18 protein-coding genes, 1 tRNA gene and 1 other RNA gene are annotated in these 21,782 nt (G+C 55.3%); 10 read left to right on the top strand and 10 right to left on the bottom strand.

Features of this window, described 5'->3' with window-relative positions:
• The first annotated feature begins 1,010 nt into the window (after nt 1-1,010).
• From OSO_RS0113045 to OSO_RS0113020, 3 genes are all read left to right on the top strand, one after another.
• Nucleotides 1,011-1,232 carry a hypothetical protein gene (locus OSO_RS0113045; RefSeq protein WP_010583737.1) on the top strand — a complete coding sequence of 74 codons (222 nt, stop codon included), beginning with the start codon at nt 1,011-1,013 and terminating at the stop codon, nt 1,230-1,232.
• Between the two features lie 1,072 nt (nt 1,233-2,304).
• Nucleotides 2,305-3,063 carry an HK97 family phage prohead protease gene (locus OSO_RS47890; RefSeq protein WP_010583733.1) on the top strand — a complete coding sequence of 253 codons (759 nt, stop codon included), beginning with the start codon at nt 2,305-2,307 and terminating at the stop codon, nt 3,061-3,063.
• 4 nt (nt 3,064-3,067) lie between these two features.
• On the top strand, nt 3,068-3,280 hold the full coding sequence (locus tag OSO_RS0113020) for a hypothetical protein (protein WP_010583732.1): 213 nt from the start codon (nt 3,068-3,070) through the stop codon (nt 3,278-3,280).
• A 161-nt stretch (nt 3,281-3,441) separates the two neighbouring features.
• Here OSO_RS0113020 and OSO_RS0113015 read toward each other — a convergent pair whose 3' ends face one another.
• The 6 genes from OSO_RS0113015 to OSO_RS0112985 form a co-directional block, all read right to left on the bottom strand.
• The gene (locus OSO_RS0113015; RefSeq protein WP_010583731.1) at nt 3,442-3,963 is read right to left on the bottom strand and encodes a hypothetical protein; all 522 of its coding nucleotides are present in this window, start codon (nt 3,961-3,963) and stop codon (nt 3,442-3,444) included.
• A 734-nt stretch (nt 3,964-4,697) separates the two neighbouring features.
• Nucleotides 4,698-5,192 (bottom strand): hypothetical protein, encoded by a 495-nt coding sequence (locus tag OSO_RS0113005; RefSeq protein ID WP_010583729.1) that lies wholly within the window; start codon nt 5,190-5,192, stop codon nt 4,698-4,700.
• A gap of 193 nt (nt 5,193-5,385) precedes the next feature.
• On the bottom strand, nt 5,386-6,123 hold the full coding sequence (locus OSO_RS0113000) for a hypothetical protein (protein WP_157605171.1): 738 nt from the start codon (nt 6,121-6,123) through the stop codon (nt 5,386-5,388).
• 310 nt (nt 6,124-6,433) lie between these two features.
• A complete protein-coding gene (locus OSO_RS52255; protein WP_261340379.1) occupies nt 6,434-6,565 on the bottom strand; it encodes a hypothetical protein in 132 nt (43 codons plus the stop codon).
• Between the two features lie 388 nt (nt 6,566-6,953).
• Nucleotides 6,954-7,024, bottom strand: a tRNA-Gln gene (locus OSO_RS0112990).
• Nucleotides 7,025-7,205: 181 nt separating this feature from the next.
• A complete protein-coding gene (locus tag OSO_RS0112985; RefSeq protein WP_162130539.1) occupies nt 7,206-9,746 on the bottom strand; it encodes a DUF4159 domain-containing protein in 2,541 nt (846 codons plus the stop codon).
• Between the two features lie 299 nt (nt 9,747-10,045).
• Between OSO_RS0112985 and pgm the strand changes: the two genes are divergently transcribed.
• From pgm to OSO_RS0112955, 4 genes are all read left to right on the top strand, one after another.
• Nucleotides 10,046-11,692, top strand: coding sequence for a phosphoglucomutase (alpha-D-glucose-1,6-bisphosphate-dependent) (gene pgm / locus OSO_RS0112980; RefSeq protein WP_010583724.1), 1,647 nt, complete (start codon nt 10,046-10,048; stop codon nt 11,690-11,692).
• A 71-nt stretch (nt 11,693-11,763) separates the two neighbouring features.
• Complete coding sequence (locus tag OSO_RS0112970; protein WP_050986100.1) at nt 11,764-13,062, top strand: 3-keto-disaccharide hydrolase; 1,299 nt, start codon at nt 11,764-11,766, stop codon at nt 13,060-13,062.
• A 15-nt stretch (nt 13,063-13,077) separates the two neighbouring features.
• Nucleotides 13,078-14,466 carry a lactate utilization protein B gene (locus OSO_RS0112965; RefSeq protein ID WP_010583721.1) on the top strand — a complete coding sequence of 463 codons (1,389 nt, stop codon included), beginning with the start codon at nt 13,078-13,080 and terminating at the stop codon, nt 14,464-14,466.
• A gap of 266 nt (nt 14,467-14,732) precedes the next feature.
• Complete coding sequence (locus OSO_RS0112955) at nt 14,733-15,461, top strand: hypothetical protein (protein ID WP_010583720.1); 729 nt, start codon at nt 14,733-14,735, stop codon at nt 15,459-15,461.
• Nucleotides 15,462-15,543: 82 nt separating this feature from the next.
• Here the strand turns inward: OSO_RS0112955 and ltaE are convergent, their stop codons facing one another.
• From ltaE to ricT, 4 genes are all read right to left on the bottom strand, one after another.
• Nucleotides 15,544-16,632 (bottom strand): low-specificity L-threonine aldolase, encoded by a 1,089-nt coding sequence (gene ltaE / locus OSO_RS43330; RefSeq protein ID WP_010583719.1) that lies wholly within the window; start codon nt 16,630-16,632, stop codon nt 15,544-15,546.
• Nucleotides 16,633-16,786: 154 nt separating this feature from the next.
• A complete protein-coding gene (locus OSO_RS0112945; RefSeq protein ID WP_010583718.1) occupies nt 16,787-17,572 on the bottom strand; it encodes an NYN domain-containing protein in 786 nt (261 codons plus the stop codon).
• 302 nt (nt 17,573-17,874) lie between these two features.
• Nucleotides 17,875-18,261 carry a VanZ family protein gene (locus OSO_RS0112935; RefSeq protein ID WP_157605169.1) on the bottom strand — a complete coding sequence of 129 codons (387 nt, stop codon included), beginning with the start codon at nt 18,259-18,261 and terminating at the stop codon, nt 17,875-17,877.
• A gap of 182 nt (nt 18,262-18,443) precedes the next feature.
• Nucleotides 18,444-19,535: a PSP1 domain-containing protein gene (gene ricT, locus OSO_RS43325; protein ID WP_010583716.1), complete on the bottom strand. Its 1,092-nt coding sequence runs from the start codon at nt 19,533-19,535 to the stop codon at nt 18,444-18,446.
• Nucleotides 19,536-20,235: 700 nt separating this feature from the next.
• Between ricT and OSO_RS0112910 the strand changes: the two genes are divergently transcribed.
• The 3 genes from OSO_RS0112910 to OSO_RS43320 form a co-directional block, all read left to right on the top strand.
• Nucleotides 20,236-20,796: a hypothetical protein gene (locus tag OSO_RS0112910; RefSeq protein WP_157605168.1), complete on the top strand. Its 561-nt coding sequence runs from the start codon at nt 20,236-20,238 to the stop codon at nt 20,794-20,796.
• Between the two features lie 260 nt (nt 20,797-21,056).
• Nucleotides 21,057-21,408: a transfer-messenger RNA gene (gene ssrA / locus OSO_RS49425) on the top strand.
• 166 nt (nt 21,409-21,574) lie between these two features.
• Nucleotides 21,575-21,782: four helix bundle protein (locus OSO_RS43320; protein WP_010583714.1), on the top strand; the 208-nt coding region annotated here is incomplete at its 3' end.

Raw genomic sequence — 21,782 nt, 5'->3', positions numbered from 1 at the left:
TGCCAGTATAGGCGGCCTTGAAACGAAATTACGGATTCCGAAGAGCCCTCGCGAAAAACAGCCATAAGACCATCGTTGATCCTAAAGCTCCGCACCCACCCGGCCACAAACACGCACGCTATAAGCAACGTCGCAACACCAAGCTTGCGTTTGCAACCCCTGAAGAACTCTCGCATGATCTGGCTCGCCGAAGACGACGTGACGGTTTGTCTGTAGTCTGGCAGCCCGCAGAGTGGGGAGCAAGTGTCGACGACTGCGGACCACACTTGAACGCGGGTCTCGTTGTTGTCGGCACATCTGGCAAGAATGCGGGTCAATCGCTCGTTCGATGGGACGATTATTTGTGCGGCATTGCCGCACAAACACAGGCGGGCCGGTTTTCTGGAACTGGCGTTCTCGCTCGTGGCTTGCTGAGAAGCAGCCATGCTGAAAGAGCAGTGAGAGGGAGGACAATCGACCAGTAGGGGAGCAACAGCATCGGAACTGATTCCCCTGCAGATTTATCGAATGCCTCGAAGAGGTCGCCTTTAAATCGTTCGACTGCTAGAGGGCCTTCAGTAAATACTGGCAACCAATCGAAAAAAGTGAGGATGACCTTTGTATCAGGGGGTGATCCACGAAACTCAATCGAATGGTTGCCCAGTTTCAGAAATCGAAATCGACCACAGCCGGAAAGAATTGCGTGCCCCGGCCACGCGCTGTTGAAAATGATGATCTCAACTTTTCCTGCGCTTCTGACCCATCCCGCAGTAAACACGCACGCCATCAACAGCGTGACGAGGCCAAGCTTCTGTTTCCAACCCCTGAACTCTCGCATAATTTTGCTCACGGGCGATTTGTGACGGTTTGTCTGTAGTCTGGCAGGCCGAAGCGAGGGGGACAAGGGAGTTGTTCAAGGTGAGTTCTGAGTTATCGATCGACGTTCTGAAAATGAGGTCGAAGGGGTGCGTCCCTTGAGGTAAGATGTCCTGAGTTGGGCCAGACGTCGAAACTCACTGGGGGAAAACAGAATGGCATCTGACAAGAACTCTCGATGGGTCATGCTATTGGTCGTTGTCACGCTCGCGAATTCCGTGCTGGCGGCCACGACGTTTGTCGAACTCTCTGGACTAAAGGCAACGGTCGAACAACTCAAAAAAGAGACCGATGAGCTGCGAAGAAACGAGGAGCTACGCGACAAACCGCAAATCGTCCCGTTGTACTCTCAAGCGGTCACAAGCCGCGAGTTCTAGACGGTTGGGTTCCTTCCTGGCAGGTCGGAATACCGGACTTACTTGGCCTTCTGCTGGGTGGCGTCGTGCCTAGTAGCAGCCATGCGGAGACCAGTGTCAGAGGCAGGACGATCGACCAGTAGGGAAGTTTCATCGCGTTGATATTTGTTGAATGCCCCATCCGTGTTTCTAAATTCCCCGTTCCAATATAAACGCCAGCACTCGGCCATCGTAATTCTCGCTTGACGATTTGTAACGGCACCAGTCTGTTCGGTACAAAACCTCGTTTTTCATGCGCTGTCCAAGAAAACCGTTGTCTAAATAAAGCTTTTGGAAATGATGTGTCTTTTGTGTGAATCCAACAAAAGCATCCGTCTGCCGACGTGACGACATGGTGTGAAGATGGTCTATGCCAGCAGGTCGCCTGGTCATGAACAGCGCTGCTTCGCACCCACGCCACCATGAATGCGCACGCCATCAACAGCGTGAGAACCCCAAACTTCCGTCGCCACGGCTTGAAGTAGGTCATGTTAATACTTTGGCTGCACGCGGTCGCAGTTTGCTGAGCAGAAGCCAAGCGGAGAACAGTGTCAGCGGCAGGACGATCGACCAGTAGGGAATCTGAACCCACCGAATCATAACGTTTGTACTATCGAAGCCAAATCCCGAGCAATTGCAAAACAGCATTTGTTCCTTGACGGGATACGTCACATCCATATCGCGAACTTTAAGCTCCATTTCTTTGAGGTTGCGTTTTGCGATGAAAATAGGCTCACTGGAATCGATTAGTCAGATTCTACTGAAAGCAAAGCGATAACCAATTGACGTGAAACAGAAACAAGCTTAACGCATGACGGTCTCATCGTTCGAACGGTCACTGTGCAACCGAGAATTTGAAAACGAGCGCTGTCGTCCTCGACGACAGCAAGCTTCAACAGGCCGAAGTCGAACGCCTCGAAGCGTTGATTTCTGGCTTGCAGGAAAGACGTGATTCCGGTTCACAAGTCGAGCTGAAATTGTTGGAGCTCGAATTGCGAGAGACGCGGGATTCGCTGGCGGTCGCATTGCGAGCCAGGTCGAGGATCTGAACATCGTGAGTTCACAGGCCGGTCTGTCGACCGGCCTGTCTTTGAGCGGAGACAATTTGAAATTTGATATCGAGCGCCGCACGAGTGTTTTTGGTCGCGATGATATTCGCGTCGAGACACGTTCAGGCGGCAAGCGGGTAATCTGTGGTTATGCTGCCAAATGGTATCAGCCGCGCGATCCTGGCAGTGAATATTTTTTGTTTGACAAATGCGTCGAGCGGATTGCTCCGACAGCATTCGATCGAGCCATCCGCGAGAAGCACAATGTGGTGTGTCGGTTTAACCACAAGGCTGAATATGAGATCGGCTCAACTAAAGCGGGCACGTGTCGCATCAAAGCGGACGACGTGGGGCTCTTTTACGAGGCCGACATTCCGAACGTCACAAACCCTTCAGACCTCGTTCACAAAATCGAGTCTGGTCAGGTTCGTGGATCAAGCTTCCAATTCCTGACCGGCCCGCGCGGGGCTGTCTGGCAAACCGAAGGCGACAAACAAGTCCGCATGCTCGTCGACTTGCAGCGTCTCATTGATGTCAGCCCGGTCGAAAAATCGGCTTACGTGTCGACAACGACCGGCATTCGAAACAGCGACGGAACGATCTTAAGCCGAGATCTTGAGCGTCAACGTCAGGCGGTCGCAACGAGGCTTCGGCAACTGAATTTGGAAGAGGGAGCGAACGGGGAACGGGATGCAGAACTCGAACGGCAGCGACAACGCGATGACATCGCGAAACGACTCAAATATCTTGGACTTGGAGCCTGAACGCATGAACGAACCGACCGAACAAACGCCCGTCGACATAAACGCCCTGGCACTGGCAGCCTTCCGTGAAACCCATGCGGGGCTGCTGGCATCGTGCCAGGAGCTTTCACGGACCTTTGATTGTGTGCGGGCTCTCGACGAGCAAGCCACGAAGCCGGAAGACATTCAGGCGCTCAAGCTGCTCCTCATGCGTGTGATCGTCAAGTTGCAGGAGTGAGCGTTTCCGCTGATGGACGTTGTCCGCAGGGCTATCGACGATGCTGAATCGCGGATTGCTGCTGCGTAGCTGGCTGGCGGTTTTGAGGCCCGTGGGCGTGAGTCTGCGGGCCTTTTTTCGTGATCATCGCCCGAGGGGCACTCGTTACAATTCTCCTAGACCTAAAGCTTGTTATCACGTTTTGGCTTACCTGGGTACTCAACAAGATCGCCATAGCCGATGCCTACATCTTGGCACAACAGGAAGCCTTGCAGTAGCAGCGTGAGGCGATCGAATGATTCTTTATCTTTGACTTCTCCCTTTAAGGTTACGTGCCCTCCTTTGCGAGGTTCATAATAACTTTCGATCTTACCGTATTCTGGGTTCTCCTTGAGTCGGGCCCGAAAGACGTTGAAGTTGCGTTCAAATTGTATTTTCTTGTCTAAGCCTAAATTGAACCAGTTACAAACAAGAGCAATCATGAGGCCTTGAATAACTAAGGTGGCCCCAGCGAAGCATATGTATTCGTGCCACTTGATTGGCTTATTTCTAGAAAGCGTGACACATGCAACGACAAATGGCAAACCAAACAAGACTGTTGCCATTAGGGCGCGGACAAATTCAAACCTAGGTGTTAACCATCCGCAGGCAAATATCAGCAAGGCACCTGAGATGACGATGAATGCTTTCGGTAGATTTCGCATTAATCGAGTCCTTCGATTTTCGCAGGGAAATCATCATTGGGAAGCTAAGCAGGCGTAATGATCGCGCATAGCTCCCCCACTCGCTGTGGCTTGCTGAGCAGCAGGTAGGCGGAGAGTAGAGTCAGGGGAACGACGAGGGACCAGTAGGGGATGGTGCAAGCTTCATATCGTCCATTCCCGCGAGTTGCTTTACCACAACTGAAACCATTCCATTCCCAGTGAAACTCAACGTTGTACCCATCTCCGAAACCAATTTGGGGGCCGACTATGGACGCTACTCGACCTGATTGCCAGTGGATGAACTTCCCGGTTGATTGAGATGAGATAGGTTCAATAAAGTTACGCGACTAAAACGTAACATGCCGAATAGCGATCCCGATTTATATGTGGCATTTCGCGTTGAAACGATGATGAAGTCGTACGTGAATTCGCTTCTCATCCACCCTGACGCGAATACGCACGCCATCACCAGCGTAATAATGCCCAGCTTGCGTTTCCAACCCCTGAAGAACTCTCGCATGATCTGGCTCGCGGAAGACTCGTGACGGTTTGTCTGTAGTCTGGCAGGCCGCAGAGTGGGGAGCAAGTGAGGATTGGCCAGCGTCCAGCGGATCGCGGCCGCACAGCGGGGACAGGGGGTAGCGTCTAAGAAGTCGGCTCAGTTCAACCAGAATCAGATCGGGAGCATGGGCAAATGATCGGATCACCGCGTCGAACCGGGTTTGATGAATTCGTCAAACCCGGTCTTCTGGACTTGGAGTTTTCACTCGTGCCTTGCTGAGCAGCAGGTAGGCGGACAGCGCGGTCAGCGGAATGACGAGGGTCCAGTATGGGAATGCTAAGAATGCGATCCAGCAGTTAATGGAGGGGTTCTGAAGCAGAACGTCACCGCTTCCTAATTCGCCCAGTTGCCAGCTCCAGTGAATGTTGGGATTTCGAAGAAAATTATCACCCAGGATGTGATCGCGCCCGAGGCGTCCATGTGCGGGAAATTCGAATGCGGGGAATTCAAGTGACAGGCTTGGTGTGGTGCTGTCATATGCGGCCTTCATCCAGACCAAGTGACCATCCGTCGATACAAGACACTCCTTGACTGTCGACCCCAGGCAAGTGATGCTGAGGAGATCCGCGCCACTGTTGCTCCTCATCCACCCAACAGTAAGCACGCACGCCAAGAGCAATGTGACGACGCCAAGCTTGCGTTTCCAGCACCGGAACAACTCTCGCATAACGATTCCCTGTCAAAAAAGACGATCAGACGACGCGTCTTGAGTTTGCCAGATTGGCGGCGGGAAGGAAATGCAGATTCGGCGACGACTGCGGACCACACGTGAGCCCGGGTCTCGTCATTGTCGGCACAGGCAGCCAGTGCTCTGGCTTGACGTTCGCTGGCAGGTAATTTGTCTCCCATGGGAGACAACCTTACGCGGGCTGGTTTTCTGGGGCTGTCGATCGCGACCGGGGCTTGCTGAGGAACAGGTAGCCAGACAACGCAGCTAGCGGGATGACGAGCGACCAGTATGGGACAATAAAAAGGATGGCCTGTTCTCGGTCTGCGGGTTGGAAGCCATACGCAAGGCCGAAGAATCGCCAATGCCAAAACTTGCGTACCATATTGGGATCATTGTAATAATCCCTTCCTTTAACATTTGCATCCGTCGAAGCATAGCTAAACTTGAAGTCAAGAAGCATTTCGACACTCAACTCGCCATAGATACCGCCGTTGGATGATATGAATTGGCCACTTGGGGCATACAAGGCGTCAAACGTGATGAAACTTCTCATCCACGCCGCCATGCACAAACATGCCACCACCAACGTCAGCACGCCGATCTTCCTTTGCCACGGTTTGAAGTAGCTCACATTTCGGTCCTCAGTTCGCGGTGGTGACCAGTGGTGCGGCTTGCTTGGCTCGACGCGGTTAGAGAGTAGCAGCCATGCGGAGAGTACTGTGAGTGGGAAAACGACGGACCAGTAGGGTGCAAACCAGCATGACATATTAGCGATTGAAATCTCGTCGGCTTTGATCTTTCCCGCTCCGAATCCCCATCGTCGGAATCGCCAATCGTAAAATCGAAACTTCATTTCGAAAGGAACGTAGTCATTTTCGGGAGCGTCAAACGTGAAGATGCCGGGCCATTCGCTGCGAAGATGAGTCATCCATCTGATTCTTGTACAATGAACGTTATTCGTGAAACAGTCAAAGTAGCACCAACGGAATGAGCCATTCACGGACTCAATTATGTGATACTTGGTTGAAATGCGTGTTGGCAGATTGATCTGATCGGCGATGCTCAAGCTTCTAGTCCACCCCGCCGTAAACACACACGCCAAGAGCAGAGTGACGACGCCCAGCTTGCGTTTCCAGCCGCTGAAAAGCTTTTCCATACCGACACTCCCGCTAAAGCCAACAAGACGCAGTGTCTGTACTCTGGCAGATTGTGGGATCGGTGACAACTCGATTTGTCGCTCACTCCGCCTTCTTCTTCGCAGCCTTTTTCGGCCACGGCTTCTTGGCTGCTGCGGCTTTCTGGCTGGCGGTCTTCTGTTTGTGAAGTTCAGCCTGCGACACGACGCCCATTAAGTATGATCGTGACTGCATTTTGACGTCAGCATGCGCTTTCTCGATCCAATCCAAGACCGCCGGGAGATATACGTTTTTCGGCGACGATCCGTGAATTAAGGCGTTCGGCAGTCCGCTTTCGCGCATGAGCGCAATGGACGCCTCGCCCCGCCAGCCAGATGGCTGACGGGGCTTTTGCTTTTCAAGGCCAACTCTTTTGCATCGTACGATACAAAAGCGGGTCGGCGAGCAGCGTTTGTGGGTTTGAATCAGAGAGTTTATCTAGTCAAGCGTTTCAAAGCCGCGAGAGGCCGACGAGAATTTTTGCTACTTTTAAAGTAGCACCGGGGTAGCACCAAACAAAAAAGGCGGGATAACCCGCCTCAGAGTCCCGTCGTAAGTCCTTGCGGGATAACGACTTATTGAATTGCCCGGAAAGGATTCGAACCTTTACTAAGTGATTCAGAGTCACTCGTGCTACCATTACACCACCAGGCAGAACGATTCGTCGCCGAGTCGCTCGCGATGTGCGGGGAGTATACAAGTCGATAGCCGTTTGCCAAAGTCGACTTGGCAGTTTTTTCTGCCGCCGGTTCCCACTTTTTCCTTATCGCGGTCGATCGTGGCGAAAAAAGCGGGAGAATGGCACGCTGTCGCGTTCTATTGTCGCTTCCGTTTCTCACTTGCTCTTGCCGGAATCACCCGATTTCAGCCGTAAATCCTGCAGCATGCAGTAAAGCACGATGTTGGTCCCGAGTTTGACCGCGTCTTCGGGCAAATAGCCTTCGCAGTTACCGGCAATCTGGCGTTCGAGTGCGCAACTGATGTCGTACTTGCTGTAAATGACCGCATATCGGCCGTCGATTTCGATCCCTTCCAGGATCGGCTCGGCAGGTCGCACCGTGAAATTTCCTGCCCCCGCGTTCTCGCCCCCTTCGAGGGTCCGTCGCTTGAGTAGCTTGATGTCGGTTCCAATCTTTTCCGAAAAGATTTCGTGGGTGATGGGGATTCGTTCCAGCTTTTTGCCGGGAAAGAGATCTTCCACGAATTCGCGAAAACTGCGGTCAAACGGCTTCGCACCACAGCACGAATCCGCCACGAGCACGCCGCCACGGTCGAGGTAGAGTTGCATCTGTTCGCGCTGGGCAGCGGGGATCGCAAACCGGTTCCGGCCATGCATGTACAGGATCGGGTACCGAAAAATGTTCTGATCGGACAACGCCAGGTCGCGGGTTCTGGTGGAGGCCGACAAGCCCACCGAATCGTTCAGAGCCATCAGCAAGTTTCGCAAGGCGCGAGGGGCTGTGTCCCATCCGCCTTCATGCTTGATCTGTGCGATTTGTAACAAGCCACGTTCGATGTTATCGAGTTCGCCCTTTTCTGACCTCGCTTCGCGCACCTGCATCTTGTCGGGAGGCTCGCGACTGGTCGCGTAAGCCATCACGTTGACGCCAATTCGCGTCGCGCGAATGATTTTGGTCTTTAGCTGGACGTTCCGATTGGGGGGATCGACTTTCGCCCAATAGTCCCAAAGGCATGCCAGATCTTCGGGCGAATAGATGATTGACGTACGGCAACCGAAATCGACTCCGTATAGGGGAACGCTTTCAGGGGCCAGTGGATGTTCGCTGCGATAGACAGGATGCTCGGGAGGCAAGAGTTTCAGCTCACCTTCTCCGGGGGGCATCAGTTTCGTCACGAGTTCTCGGAAGCTTGCCTCGAACTCGTCATTCTCACATGAGGGGCATGCAAAAATGAAGTTGCCTTCTTCGAGATACCCTTTGAGAAGCTTGGTTTCTTCTGCCGAAAAGGCCAATCGATCGCGTCCGGTAATAAACAGGACGGGGGCCTGAACCAAGGCGTTGACGCCGCCCGATTTCACGGCCCGCGCAAGATCGACCTCTTGGCTGGTCAGCAGCTTGGGCCATTTGGGCATGTTGCTGATCAACTCCACGAGATTGCGGACGTCGCGAGGATGTCGATTCCAGTTTTCGGTCGTCACCTGGTTGAGGTTTTTCGGTTGTGGCGGTCCGTACTTCAACTTGTTGATCAAGACCGGTGCCAGTCCTTTCGAGAGGAACAGCAGCGCGAGGCTTGTGCCCAAGGTCGGGTGCGATTCGTATTCGCCGGTCCCAATCCAATGTCCATCGACAGGGTTTTGGATAGTGAGCAGCATTGACGTTCCTTCGCGATACCAATCGTGATCCCCGAAGAATCGCTGGCCTGATAGCCGCCCCGCTCGTTCAAGGCCGTAGACGTAGTACAGGAACCACGGCAGGCTGCCGGGGTTGCGACTCACGCTAAAGTTGGCGGACATCCACGCCAAACCACGCTGCATGGATTTGCTGGGAGCGACGTCGTTGCAGCAGGGAGGTGTCCCGTCCGGGGCCACGTCGTCGTCCGATTTCAGCATTTGTTGCGTGATCGACAGTGACGAAATCCCTGCGACTGTCATGCTGCCTTTGCTGGGACCAATCGAGTATCCCCAGCCGCCGTCCGGGTTCTGCATCGACTCCCAATAGTCCCGCGAGCGTTCCCACGTTTCTCGGCTGGCCATATAACCGGCATCGACGGCTTCGCGAAGTCCAAGAATCGCAAACTGCGTGTTGCTCGGATCACCTGTAAAGAGGCCGCCCTTGTCCAGCTTATAGGCCCAGGCACCGCTGTTTCCGCTTGTGATCTGTCCGTCTTCAAGTCGGCGTGCGAACTCGGCAATCCGGACGGCATCGACCCGGTCTCGCGCGGCGACAAGAGCCATGATCAAAAGTGCCACCTGATACGTTTCACGTCCATTGGCGGAAAGGTCGTCGATCTTGAGTTCTCGGAGATACTTCAATCCACGGCGTACGGCGGGGTCTTGTGGTGACATGCCGGAGTTGATCAAAGCCAGCACCGACAAACTGGTCACTCCCACGGTGACGTCGCCGCTGACACCAGCGGACCACGAGCCATTCTGGTTCTGTTCCCGGACGAGGAATTTCTTGCCTTGATCAATCGCCAGTCGGACGTCGTGCTCCGAGAGATCGGCGGCGGTGACGACGGTACTGGAAAGGCTGACCGCAATGGTCATGACACCTAACATGAACGCGCCGCGCCATGTTCCTCGCGCACGTCCCTGTCGGGCCTGTTTGGCAGGGACGCCGCGGGATTCGTCAACTCCGGTGACGACGGCAGGTTCGAACGCGAACGATGGAGCGATCGGATTCTCGTTCCCAGTCAATGGACGTAACCTTCTTGCGCAGGTGACGAGTGACGCACTGGCGGGTGCGGAGGTCGACTTTGAGCTGTGTCGCGTGTGCAAGGCGATCACCATCCGATTCGACGAGTTCACTCGACGTTGACGCATTTGTCTGAAGTGCGGCAAGTTGTCTTAAATGCATGTGTGCGGGTAGATTTTGCCTAAAATGGGTTCGAATCGCTTTTGATTCGCGATCCCTGCCCAGTTCTTGAGGCGGAGGCTACTATAGCGTTCAGCTTGCTCGACTCACTAGCTCAGTCTCTGCCTGTTGAGGATTGAAAATGCCGCTAAACCCGCTGGCTGGCCAACCGGCCCCTCCAGAACTGTTGATCGATATCGACAAACTGCTCGCCGATTATTACGAGCAGAAGCCTGATCCCGACGATAAGGCCCAGCAAATCAGCTTCGGGACCAGCGGCCATCGGGGAACGTCGCGAAACGGAACCTTTACCGAATCGCATATTCTCGCGATCACGCAAGCTTTGACCGAATATCGTCGAGCCCACGGAATTACCGGACCGCTCTTTCTCGGGAAAGATACGCACGCCCTGTCAGCTCCTGCCGAGCGAACCGCACTTGAGGTTCTGGCGGCGAACGGCATCGAGACGATGGTTCAGAATGGGAATGGATTTACTCCCACGCCCACGATTTCGCATGCGATTTTGACTTACAACAAAGGGCGGACGCAGCATCTGGCCGACGGCATCGTGATCACCCCGTCACATAATCCTCCCGAGGACGGTGGCTTTAAATACAACCCGCCGAATGGGGGGCCCGCCGATTCGGATATCACTGGTTGGGTCCAGAATCGCGCCAATGAACTGCTGAAATCGGGCGTCAGCAGCATCAAACGCCTCCCCTATGAAAGCGCACTCAAAGCAACCACGACCCATGCACAGGATTTCGCGCGGGCCTACATCGACGATTTGAAAAATGTGCTCGACATGGACGTCATTCGTAGTGCTGGACTGCGGCTGGGTGTCGATCCGCTGGGGGGAGCGGGGGTGGGCTATTGGGAACCGATCGCCGAGACGTACGGCTTGAACGTAACCGTGGTGAATCCTCACGTTGATCCACGTTTTGCCTTCATGACGGTGGATCACGACGGCAAGATCCGGATGGATTGTTCCAGCCCCTACGCGATGGCGAGTCTCGTCAAGCTCAAAGACAAGTTTGATATCGCCTTCGGAAATGATCCGGACACCGACCGACATGGCATTGTCACCAAGTCGTCGGGTTTGATGAATCCCAACCACTTTCTGGCGGTCGCGATTCAGTATTTGTTCCAACATCGTTTGCAGTGGCCCGCCACCGCGGGGGTGGGCAAGACCTGCGTCAGCAGTCAGATGATCGACTGCGTGGCAGAATCCCTGGGACGCACCCTCGTTGAAGTCCCGGTTGGGTTCAAGTGGTTCGTTGACGGGTTGTATCACGGCACGCTGGGCTTTGGTGGTGAAGAGAGCGCCGGTGCCAGCTTCCTGCGAAAAGACGGGACTGCCTGGTCCACCGACAAGGATGGCATCATCCTGGCGTTACTCGCGGCCGAAATCACGGCGAAAACGGGCCGCGATCCCGGGCTTCACTATCAGGATCTGGAGAAACGATTCGGTGAACGCCATTACACGCGAATCGATCAGCCGATCTCGGCAGACGAAAAAGAACGCTTTAAAAAACTGACGCCCGCCGCCATTACGTCCGTGTCACTGGCCGACGCGCCGATCTCGGCCAAATTGAGCGAAGCGCCCGGCAACAACAAACCGATCGGCGGTGTGAAAGTGACAACTCCATCAGGCTGGTTTGCCGCTCGACCTTCGGGAACCGAAGCGATCTACAAGCTGTACGCGGAAAGTTACGTCAGTGAAGAGCATCTCGACGCCGTTGTCTCGGCCGCGCGGGGCATTGTGAGCGGCGTTCTGAAACCCGAATGAGAAATGCACTGTCACTCTGTCCAGACCGATTCGTGTGATCCGTTCACTTTTACGTCGTGGGAGCTTCATTCATGAATGGCGTATCGCGAGCCACTCGCTTGTTCGGAATCATCGCTGCGTTTTCCATTGGATGCGCAGAGAAGCCATCGGCTCCCGCCAGTTCGCCATCGACGTCAGAGACTTCGGTTGCTCCAAACACGACGACTACTGCCAGCGAGAATCTCGCGTTCGAAGGCGGGTCTGCAGATGGCATGAATCGACTGACGCCTGAAGAAATTGCCGACGGTTGGATTCGCCTCTTCGACGGATACACGCTGTTTGGCTGGAAATCCAACAGCAACCTGACCTGGTCGGTTCACGACGGAGTCATCAAGGCCGACAGCAGCAAGGCGGAAAACAAGGGGCTTCTGGTCTCGACATCGCGATTCGCCGACTACGAACTTCGTTTTGACTATCGCGTCGACAAAGGCGGGAATAGCGGGGTGTTCCTGAGAACCGCGATTGACCCCAAGGATCCGGCCATCGACTGTTACGAATTGAATATGTGTGATAAGCATCCGGAATTCGGAACCGCAAGCCTCGTCAAACGCATCAAACCCTCCAAGCTGGTCTTGGGGGACGGCGACTGGCACTCGTTTCATGTCCGGATGGAAGGGCCGAAGATCACGGTGAAGTTCGATGGCGAGCAGGTCCTGGAATATACCGACACCACCGAAAAACCGCTGACGACAGGACACATTGGCCTGCAGATGAATGGTGGCAATATCGAGTTCCGCAACCTGTTTCTCAAGCCCTATGGAACGCAGCCTTTGTTCGATGGTGAATCGTTGAAAGGCTGGCACGACGTGCCGGGCTCCAAGAGCAAATTTTCTGTCAAGGACGGGACAATTCAGGTGCTCGATGGCCGTGGGTTTCTGGAGTCGGATCGGGTGGCCGGAAATTTCGTGTTCCAGTTCGATGCGATCACCAACGGCGAGAAATTGAATAGTGGAATCTTCTTCCGCGCGATGCCAGGTACGGAAGCGAACCCTTCGAATGGATACGAATTCCAGATTCAGAATGGGATCAAAGGCGGCAATCGGGCTGCTCCCGAAGATTTTGGCACAGGGGCAATCTTCCGACGCGTGGCCGCTCGACGTGTCGTCTCGGATGACCGAACCTGGTTCACAGGAACATTGGTGGCCGATGGGCCGCATCTTGCAACATGGATCAATGGCACTCAGGTTGTCGACTGGACTGACGAACGCCCCGAAAACGAGAATCCTCGCGAAGGACGCCGCGTCCAGCCCGGTCATTTCAGTCTGCAAGGCCATGACCCCACAACCGATATCGCTTTTCGGAATCTGCGCGTGGTCGAAACCCCGCAGTAGGACCTAGAATTCAGTATGACTACAACCGCCCTGCATCACGATCATCCTGAGAATGCCACCGAATTCGTGGCGAACGACGCTCGCGCGCACTGGCACGATCAGTCGCTGTGGTTTGTCCGCTCGAAACGCGACAAAGCCGCGGCCACGCTGCCTGAGTGGGAGACGTTGCGACAGCGCGCCTCGGAAATCAAGCTTCACACAATGTCGCGTCTGGCCGACTATCTGGAAGAGTTCGAGCGAAACGCGACGAAGCTTGGTGCCGTCGTGCACTGGGCCCGCACGACTGCGGAACACAACCAGATTGTTTATGACATCATCCAGCGGCATCAGACCACGAAAGTGGTGAAGAGCAAGTCGATGCTCACCGAGGAGTGTCATCTCAATCCGTTCCTTGAACGACATGGAGTTGAGGTCGTTGACACGGACCTGGGCGAATGGATCGTTCAGCTCCGGAATGAACCACCATCACACATCGTGATGCCGGCCATTCACATCAAGCGTGAAGAAATCGGCGAGCTGTTCAACAAGCATTTGGGCACTGATGCGGGTGCCACCGATCCACCTTACCTGGTGAACGCCGCGCGCGATGAATTGCGACGAAAGTTTCTGAATGCGGGTGTCGGGATCACCGGTGTCAATTTCGCCATTGCGGAAACGGGTGGATTCGTCGTCTGTACCAACGAAGGCAACGCCGACTTGGGCGTGTCGTTGCCCAAGGTTCATATCGCCTGCATGGGGATCGAAAAGCTGATTCCGCGTGCCAAAGATATGGGCGTGTTCTTGCGGCTCTTGGCCCGTTCGGCCACCGGCCAGCCAATTACGACGTACTCGTCTCACTTCCATGGACCCGTTGCGGGTGGCGAGTTACATATTGTCCTGGTCGATAACGGTCGAAGCGACATTCTCGGCTCACCGGATTTCCGCCGATCACTGAACTGCATCCGCTGCGGTGCGTGTATGAATACCTGCCCCGTCTATCGCCGCAGTGGCGGGCATAGCTACGAAACGACGATCCCTGGCCCGATTGGTTCGATTCTGGCACCGTCGCGTGACGCCGCGACACACTACAGCCTGCCGTTTGCCTGCAGTCTGTGCGGCTCGTGTAGCGATGTCTGTCCGGTGAAAATTGACCTGCATACACAGTTGCTGACCTGGCGACGTGAAATTGCCGTCCGTGGTTATTTGCCGTGGACGAAACGGATGTCGATGAAGTTCGCGCGCGTGCTGCTCGGCAATACCTGGCTGTTCACCACAGCAGGAAAAGTCGGTCGCTGGCTTGTTCCCAAGCTGCCACGGTTCATGATCTACAATCGCTTCAACGCCTGGGGTAAACAACGCGATCTGCCCGCGATGCCCAAGCAGAGTTTTCGCGAGCTCTATCAACAGCGAAAGAAAAAGAGTTGAGCCGCTAACGAAAGTGAAAGCTTTTGCGGGCTGCTGCGTAAGCCCCGCTGTCCGAAGTCATTTCATTCAGTGACGGTGGCGTCAGTTCGTCATTCTCGCAATTCGCGTGATCCAGTTGTCGATTCGGATCGTTGGCTGTATCACGCCATGTCTCAGGTTGCTGTACAGATTCAGATCTGAAAAACTCTTGCCCGAACTTGGGAGAATGGCGACAAATACGCTGTTGCGCAAATGCGATCGACCATTCGATTGATCGGGGCCATTCGATGAATCTAGCCGTTCCGCCGCGTGATCGTGCCGTCAACCGTACCGTCAATCTGCTGAAGCAACGCGGTTCGCCCTATCTCCAGATGATCTTCTTTTTGTTGATCGCAGGAGTGATGGCGTTTCTCACGTCGGTTTGTTTACACGCGCTCGGAATGACATCGACCGCGTTTCGATACCCGATTTCTGTTGGGGTTGCCTATGCGACCTTTCTTCTGATGATGTGCTCGTTTGTTTCTTACCACCGCAGGCGCCGGGTGAAATCTTATTCGCCAGCCGCAAATGTCATTGATGCGGATTTCGGCCACTGCGCGACTGCAATTCCCTCGATCGACCATCCGCACGCCGTGACGAGCTCGAACGGAGCAGAGGCGGCAGGGTCGTTCTGGATTGGCGATGCGGACGCAGCTGGCCCCGTTGTATTGGTTGTGCTTCTCGTGATTGCGGTCGGCGTCGCGACATTCGCAAGTTTCATGTTCGTGATTCAAGCGCCTGCCTTGCTTGCCGAAGTTCTGGTCGATGGCGTACTGTTGGTCGGATTGACCCGGAGTGTTGAACAGAAGTCGGATGGGGCTTGGCTATTTCGCCTGGTTCGCAAAACAATCCTTCCCGCGATCGCGGTTGCCGCGTCGTTCGCTCTCTTGGGAATGTTCATCGACGTGTATTTGCCTGGAGCGACGACCTTGAATCAGGCACTTAATCAGATTCCGTCGTCGAAAAGTATCCGGTAGACGCCATCAAAGAATGGCGATTGCCCGCTGGACGCCTCGCCTTCGTCATGCCCTGTCTCCGGTGAGGGGCTCCGATTTGTGTTCACCGCGCGGAATAGGCTGAGGTGGCTGCGTCTTTCAAATTGCCAAACCCTTCCGAGACACACTCGCGAACCAGCTCCGCCGCGCGCAAGACATCGGCTCGCGAAACATCCAGGTGCGTGCACGCGCGGAGTCGTTGCGTGCCCATCGAGTTGAGTCTCACTCCTCGTTTCAGGAGCAATGCCGACAATTGAGCCGCCGTTCCCAGCTTCGGCTCGATTCCGAAGAACACCAGATTCGATTCCACGTCACTGACATTCAGTTGAACGCCATCAATGGTGGAAACCGCTTCGGCGAACGCGCGGGCATTGGCATGGTCTTCGGCCAGTCGCTCGACATGATGTTCGAGGGCGTAGATCGCCGCAGCTGCCATCATCCCGGCTTGTCGCAGTCCCCCGCCGAACAGTTTTCTGGCGCGGCGAGCACGTCGAATGGATTCGGCATCTCCGACAAGGATCGATCCCATCGGACATCCGAGTCCTTTGGAGAAACAGACCGAGACCGTATCCGCATTTTTCACGAATTCGCGCGCCGAATATCCGCCCGCTGTCACCGCATTGAACAGTCGAGCTCCATCCACGTGGACCTGGAGTCCCTGATCATGTGCCCAATCGGCCACGCGATTCATTTGCGCCAACGGCCATACGCGCCCGCCGCCATGGTTCGTGGTATTCTCGACGCTGACCAGCCGTGTAATCGAATAATGCGGATTGTCGGGGCGAACCATTCCCTCGAGATCGGCCACATCGAAGAGGCCGCCACGTCCTCGCAGGACTCGGAGCGAGACCCCGCTGAGCGCCGCGGCCCCGCCAGCTTCATAGTTCACGATATGCGATGATTCGTCGATCAGAATTTCATCGCCTTGCGCGCAGTGGGCGCGGACGGCCATCTGATTCGACTGAGTGCCAGAACAATTGAAGACCGCCGCGGCTTTCCCGAGCTGTTCAGCGACCATCTGCTCCAGCCGATTGACCGTCGGGTCGTCCGAATAGACATCGTCGCCGACTTCGGCGTTTGCGATCGCGTGCCGCATCGCGGCGGTCGGTTTTGTGACGGTATCGCTGCGCAGGTCAATCATCGGTGAAGTCATCTGCCCCGTCTCCCTCAATTCACATCACGGCCTGTCGGGACGACGGGGATCGGCTCCGTGAAGTCTTAAGAGCGTTCGTGACCTCGTGTCGTCAAGGTGCCTGCTCGCCTTTTGCATCCGCACGTACGACGCGGCGATCGTCCGTCTCCACGCTTCAAGGAACCCGCTTTTTGGCTTCCTTCTTTTTGGTTCGGATCTGGTAGTTGCCGCGATTCTTGTCGAATTCGAGTTCAATCAGTCCGGCCTCTTCGATGTCATGCAGCAGGTCCGAGAAGGTCGCGTATCCGTAGTAACCTTCATTGAACCCCGGGTGAACTCGTTTGATCGCCTGCTTCAGCATCGAGCCCCAAATCGGAGGATCGTAGTCCAGCTCCAGCGAATTCAAGACTTCCAGCAATCGATCGGTCGCCTCTTGCTTCTTGTCTTCCTTCTTGACGCCCGACTTCGGCGCCACGACGGCCGGCTTCTGTGCCACTCGAACCAGGTCATCGTAATAGATGAATTCGTCGCAGTTCGCGATCAGCAGGTCAGACGTTGAGCTTTTCACGCCGCAGCCCAGGACCCGCTTATTGTTTTCCTTGAGCTTGGACACCAAGGGAGAAAAATCGCTATCGCCCGAGATCAGTGCGAAGATATCGATGTGCTGCTTGGCATAGCAAAGGTCAATTGCATCGACGACCATGCGGATGTCGGCGCTGTTCTTGCCGCTCATCTTGCTTTGCGGGATATCGATCAGCTCAATTCCCTGGGCGTGAAATTCGCGAACCGCGTCGCGATAGTTGCTCCAGTCGCAGTAGGCTCGCTTGTGAACAATGCGGCCTTTTTCCAGCAGGCGTTTCAGAATCAACTGGATCTGAAACGCGCCCGATTTCATGTGACGAACACCAATTGCCAGATTTTCAAAGTCCACAAAGACGGCAATCAGTGGCTCGTCAGACATTCGCATTCTTCCTCGATTCAGTTGATGTTCATTCGTCGTCGAAAGTGCTCGTGTTCCAAGAATATCCGTTAGCGGCGTTTTCGCCAGCCACTTACCATGGCATTCAGCCCGAAATTGGCGTGCTGACGACGGCAGGAAAACCGCGATCCGTCGCGTGACAACGTCTCAGCCGTCTGCTGCTATGACGCGGGCAGGCTCCGTTCCGATTCAAAACGATCTGAGATCGTGAACGCCACGCTGCCGACTCCCTGGTTTCGACTGACGGTTCGGAACACGGTGATTTTCGTGGCGAGGAAGGCCGTTTACGCTGGATGAGTTTCGGACGTGACCTGGGATTTGCGGTATTGCCAGCAGATGAACGCCACTGCCAGCAATCCACACGTCACGCCCGCAACATCGGATAGCCAGTCGACAAAGTCACAGGATCGATTGACCAGAAGCTGCGTCAGTTCATCAAAGGCTCCGTACGCGGCGAGAACAAACCATCGCATCACCACGCTGTACCAGCCGAAGGCGCCACGCGTCGCACGCAGCGTCATCATCAGAACCGCCAGCAGGCCATACGCCGTGAAGTGGATGGCTTTATCGGTTTGGCCAGGAAGCAGGCCGACGGGCAGCGGGGTGTGAGTCGCATAAAACAACACGCCCCAGTAGCCGATGAGCAGCAAGACGACAACCAACGTCGCCATTGGCATTTGTCGTTTTGATGTTTGGTCGTCTCCTGCCACGCCATTCGCCCTCGATCTGATGCCTTCAGTGATTCCGATTTCCTCGTCAGTCGAGCGGCTGACTCGATTCATTCGAGACCTTGCGGAAACGCGTTTCCCACGAGCGGCCGACGCGCTGCCTGTTCCCTCGATTCAAAGGGCGATTAGTTGTCCTGCGGCGTGGGATCGTCCCCCGCCGCTGGACCTTCCGAATTCGGCCGAGGCTGCTGTTCGCCCGGACCATTGTCGCGTCGCCCGCGAGGCCCTTGGCGAGGCTCACGCGATTCTTCTCGAGGCTTTTGGTCGCGACGTGGCCTGTCTTTCCCGGGTTGATCTTTGCCTGGTTGATCCTTGCCCGGTTGTTCGCGTCCACCACCCTCGTTGGCTGGGGGATCGCGCCGCGGTGGCGGCGCTGGCTTCGGTGACTTCGTGCTGACAACCGTCAAAACATCTTTGGCGTCAGTCATGATCTGGCGTTGGCCCTCGTACGAGATCACCAGTTTTTGCGCCAGCAGTTCCAACCCCACCACGCGTCCGGTCCCTTGCTTCGTGACGACCGTGGCTCCGACCGGAGGCAATTCCTTGCGGTGCTCTTCATACGTGTCGTATTCGTAACGCAAGCAGCACTTGAGCCGACCACAGCGTCCGGAAATTTTCGAGGGATCGAGCGTGGCCTTCTGCAACTTCGCCATCTTCATCGAGACGGGCGGCATTTCCCGCAGGAAGGTATTGCAGCAAACCGGCTGGCCGCAGTCGCCATAGTCCGCCAGCAACTTGGCTTCGTCACGAATCCCGATCTGCCGCATCTCGATCCGGACGTGGAACATCTTCGCGAGGCATTTCACCAGATCGCGGAAGTCGACGCGTTGTTCGGACACGTAATAGAAGATCATCCGTTCGCCGCCGATGACTTGCTCGACGTCGACCAGTTGCATTTGCAAATTGCGTTCACGAATGAGATCCAGGCAGCCCGCGAAGGCCGCCTTCTCGGCCGAAACCGATTTGTCGCGTTCGACCTCATCCTCTGGCGTTGGAAAACGGACGACGCGCCCCTGCACGTCATTCGCTCCCAGGTACGTACGGGTCTGATCGGTGGCGGTGCACAGAATCGTGCCCCATTCATGGCCTCGATCACTGCGCACAATCACTTCAGTGCCGCGAGCCAGCGTCCCAAACCCTCGTGCGGTGAATTCACCGAGGATTCGAGTCACGCCGAAGCGGATCACATACGACAAATCTTCAAGCGGTGTATCCATGGTGCCTTCAGAACGAGGCGACTTTATAGGAACTGTTTACGTCGTCGAATTGGTGCAGGCGGTGTAGCAGATGCCGACCGCGCTACGATTGAGGAGAGTGGATTCGATGCCGCTGCCGCTTATCCGTATCCGTCTTCCCAAGTTGCGACACGGCAGTATAGCCCGAAAGAGGCGTCGGACGCCAAGCTGCCCGCAGAAATTGAAATTCAGGATCGCTGGCTGTCGACATCCTCTTGCGAATCGCGTCGGAACGCGGGTATACCGGATCGAAGCAGCTTTCCGCCAAGTCACCTGGATTGTGAAAGCTGGCTAGGTGTCTGGTGGAATGAACGGGACGGGCTCGGCCCAGACTCAAGAACACAATGTCGTCGCGAACACCACGGTCCTGTCCCCCTTCAATTCAATCACCTGAAATGCTGGAACAAACGGAACGCGAATTGCAAAACTCACGGTGGCCCGTCAAACACATTTCTACTGTGACAAACAGCGAAAATCGGTCGAAAATCATCGAGCAGGCTGGATCGACAGATTCGTGTTGAACCGTCAGGTGCCTATGCTGTCTGACGGAATTCGAGCGAATTTTCCACATCTCTGCACAGGCAGGTGTTCTGTGAATCCATTACCCACGTTATCAAGTGCCGCTCGAAGGCGATCGTCAGGCTTCACCTCATCGGGAGCCATTTCACGTCGGGCAATGGTGATGGCCTTAGCAATTGCGGCGTTGGCTCAGGTCGGTCGAATTGGAGCCGAAGACACGCGATTGCCGCGACTGTCTGGCCCGGAAGTCGGAACGGAAGTGACGACGTTCTACGTGCGAGCGGTCACGGGGCCTCATTCGGGAAAATCCGTCTGCTACGTCTGTCGCAACGGGAATCGCCCGGTCGTGATGGTCCTTCTGCGTGAGCTGGGCCCAGACGTCGCCCGATTGCTGAAACAACTCAACGCCACAGTCGATCGGCACCGTGCCGACGGCCTGCGTTGTTTCGTTGTGCTGCTGGGCGATGCCAATCAAAAGGATTTTGCCCGACTGCAGACGCTGGCATTCGACGAAAAACTCGAGATCCCATTAACGCTCGCAGCCGAAACATTGGCGGGGTCGGCCCTGAAGAGCATCTCCGAGGAAGCGGCCGTCACGGTGGTGCTGTACGACCACCTGAAAATCACTCGCCAATTCAGCTTTCGAACCGCCGAATGCGATTCACCCGCCTGCCAGCAGATCGTCCGCGCGGCAGACGAATTGGCCAGGGACGCCGCATTCTGAGCGAAAAGGTTCCAGCCGACCGTGCGGGCGCCACACCCCATCCCGCAAATTCGCCGGATTTGCACGGCAGTTCCGTGGATCGCCCGCGACAAATCCAGCCGCAGCTTGACCTTTGACCTCGACCGAGTACGATTCCTCAGTCCATCGAGCTTGAGATGCCGCGAATTCGTTCGAAGTCGAGGATTTTTCCTGTCCGTTTAACGGCACTGGCAAAGTCTGAGTCTTGTAGAACAAGTTCGGGGCAAACGAAATTCGATGAAGGGGGCGACCGGATTCGACTGGATCATGCGAGGTCTGGGTAGCGTGCCGTGGTTGATCAGTTGGCCACGTAAAAAGCTGATCAAAAAACAACTGCTAACAAGCCGTTGACCTTGGCTGCCTAGTGTGGCCGTGACTGAGGAATCCCTGCCTGTGGAGTCCAAAAGTCACCTGTAAATACAGGCTGGCCCCTGGTCAATGTGACCTACGCTAGGGGCGAGACTCGTGGGACACTGGTTACCAGAAGGCCTCGTTCGTTGAGCCTTCGGTAATGACTTAATCAGCGGACTACGCACGTAGATACTCTTTCTAAGGGATCTCAGGACGGGGGTTCAATTCCCCCCGCCTCCATTTTTGAGGCCTGAACGGCTTCAAAAATGAAGCGGCGAGAAAGTAGAGGGTGGTAAGTAGAGAGTTGACGGAAAAATGCCGTTTGGCCTTGGCCACTCGCGACCCGCCGCGTTCTACTTTCTACTCACTACTTTCTCGCTTTTTTCTCTTTCCTTCGCGGAACTGTCATATGGCATTCGCATTCGAGAAACTTCTCGTCTATCAGAAGGCCGTCGACTTCGCAGATTCCATTTGCCAGCACACCGAAGCGTTTCCACGTGGTTATGGTTTTCTTAGCGACCAACTCAATCGGGCCGCCCTGTCGATCGCGGCTAATATTGCAGAAGGTAATGGACGCTTCACAAAACCGGACCGTCGAAATTTCTTTGGAATTGCGC

Source organism: Schlesneria paludicola DSM 18645, from assembly GCF_000255655.1.
Lineage (GTDB): Bacteria > Planctomycetota > Planctomycetia > Planctomycetales > Planctomycetaceae > Schlesneria > Schlesneria paludicola.
This window is presented reverse-complemented; position numbering and strand designations above follow the sequence as displayed.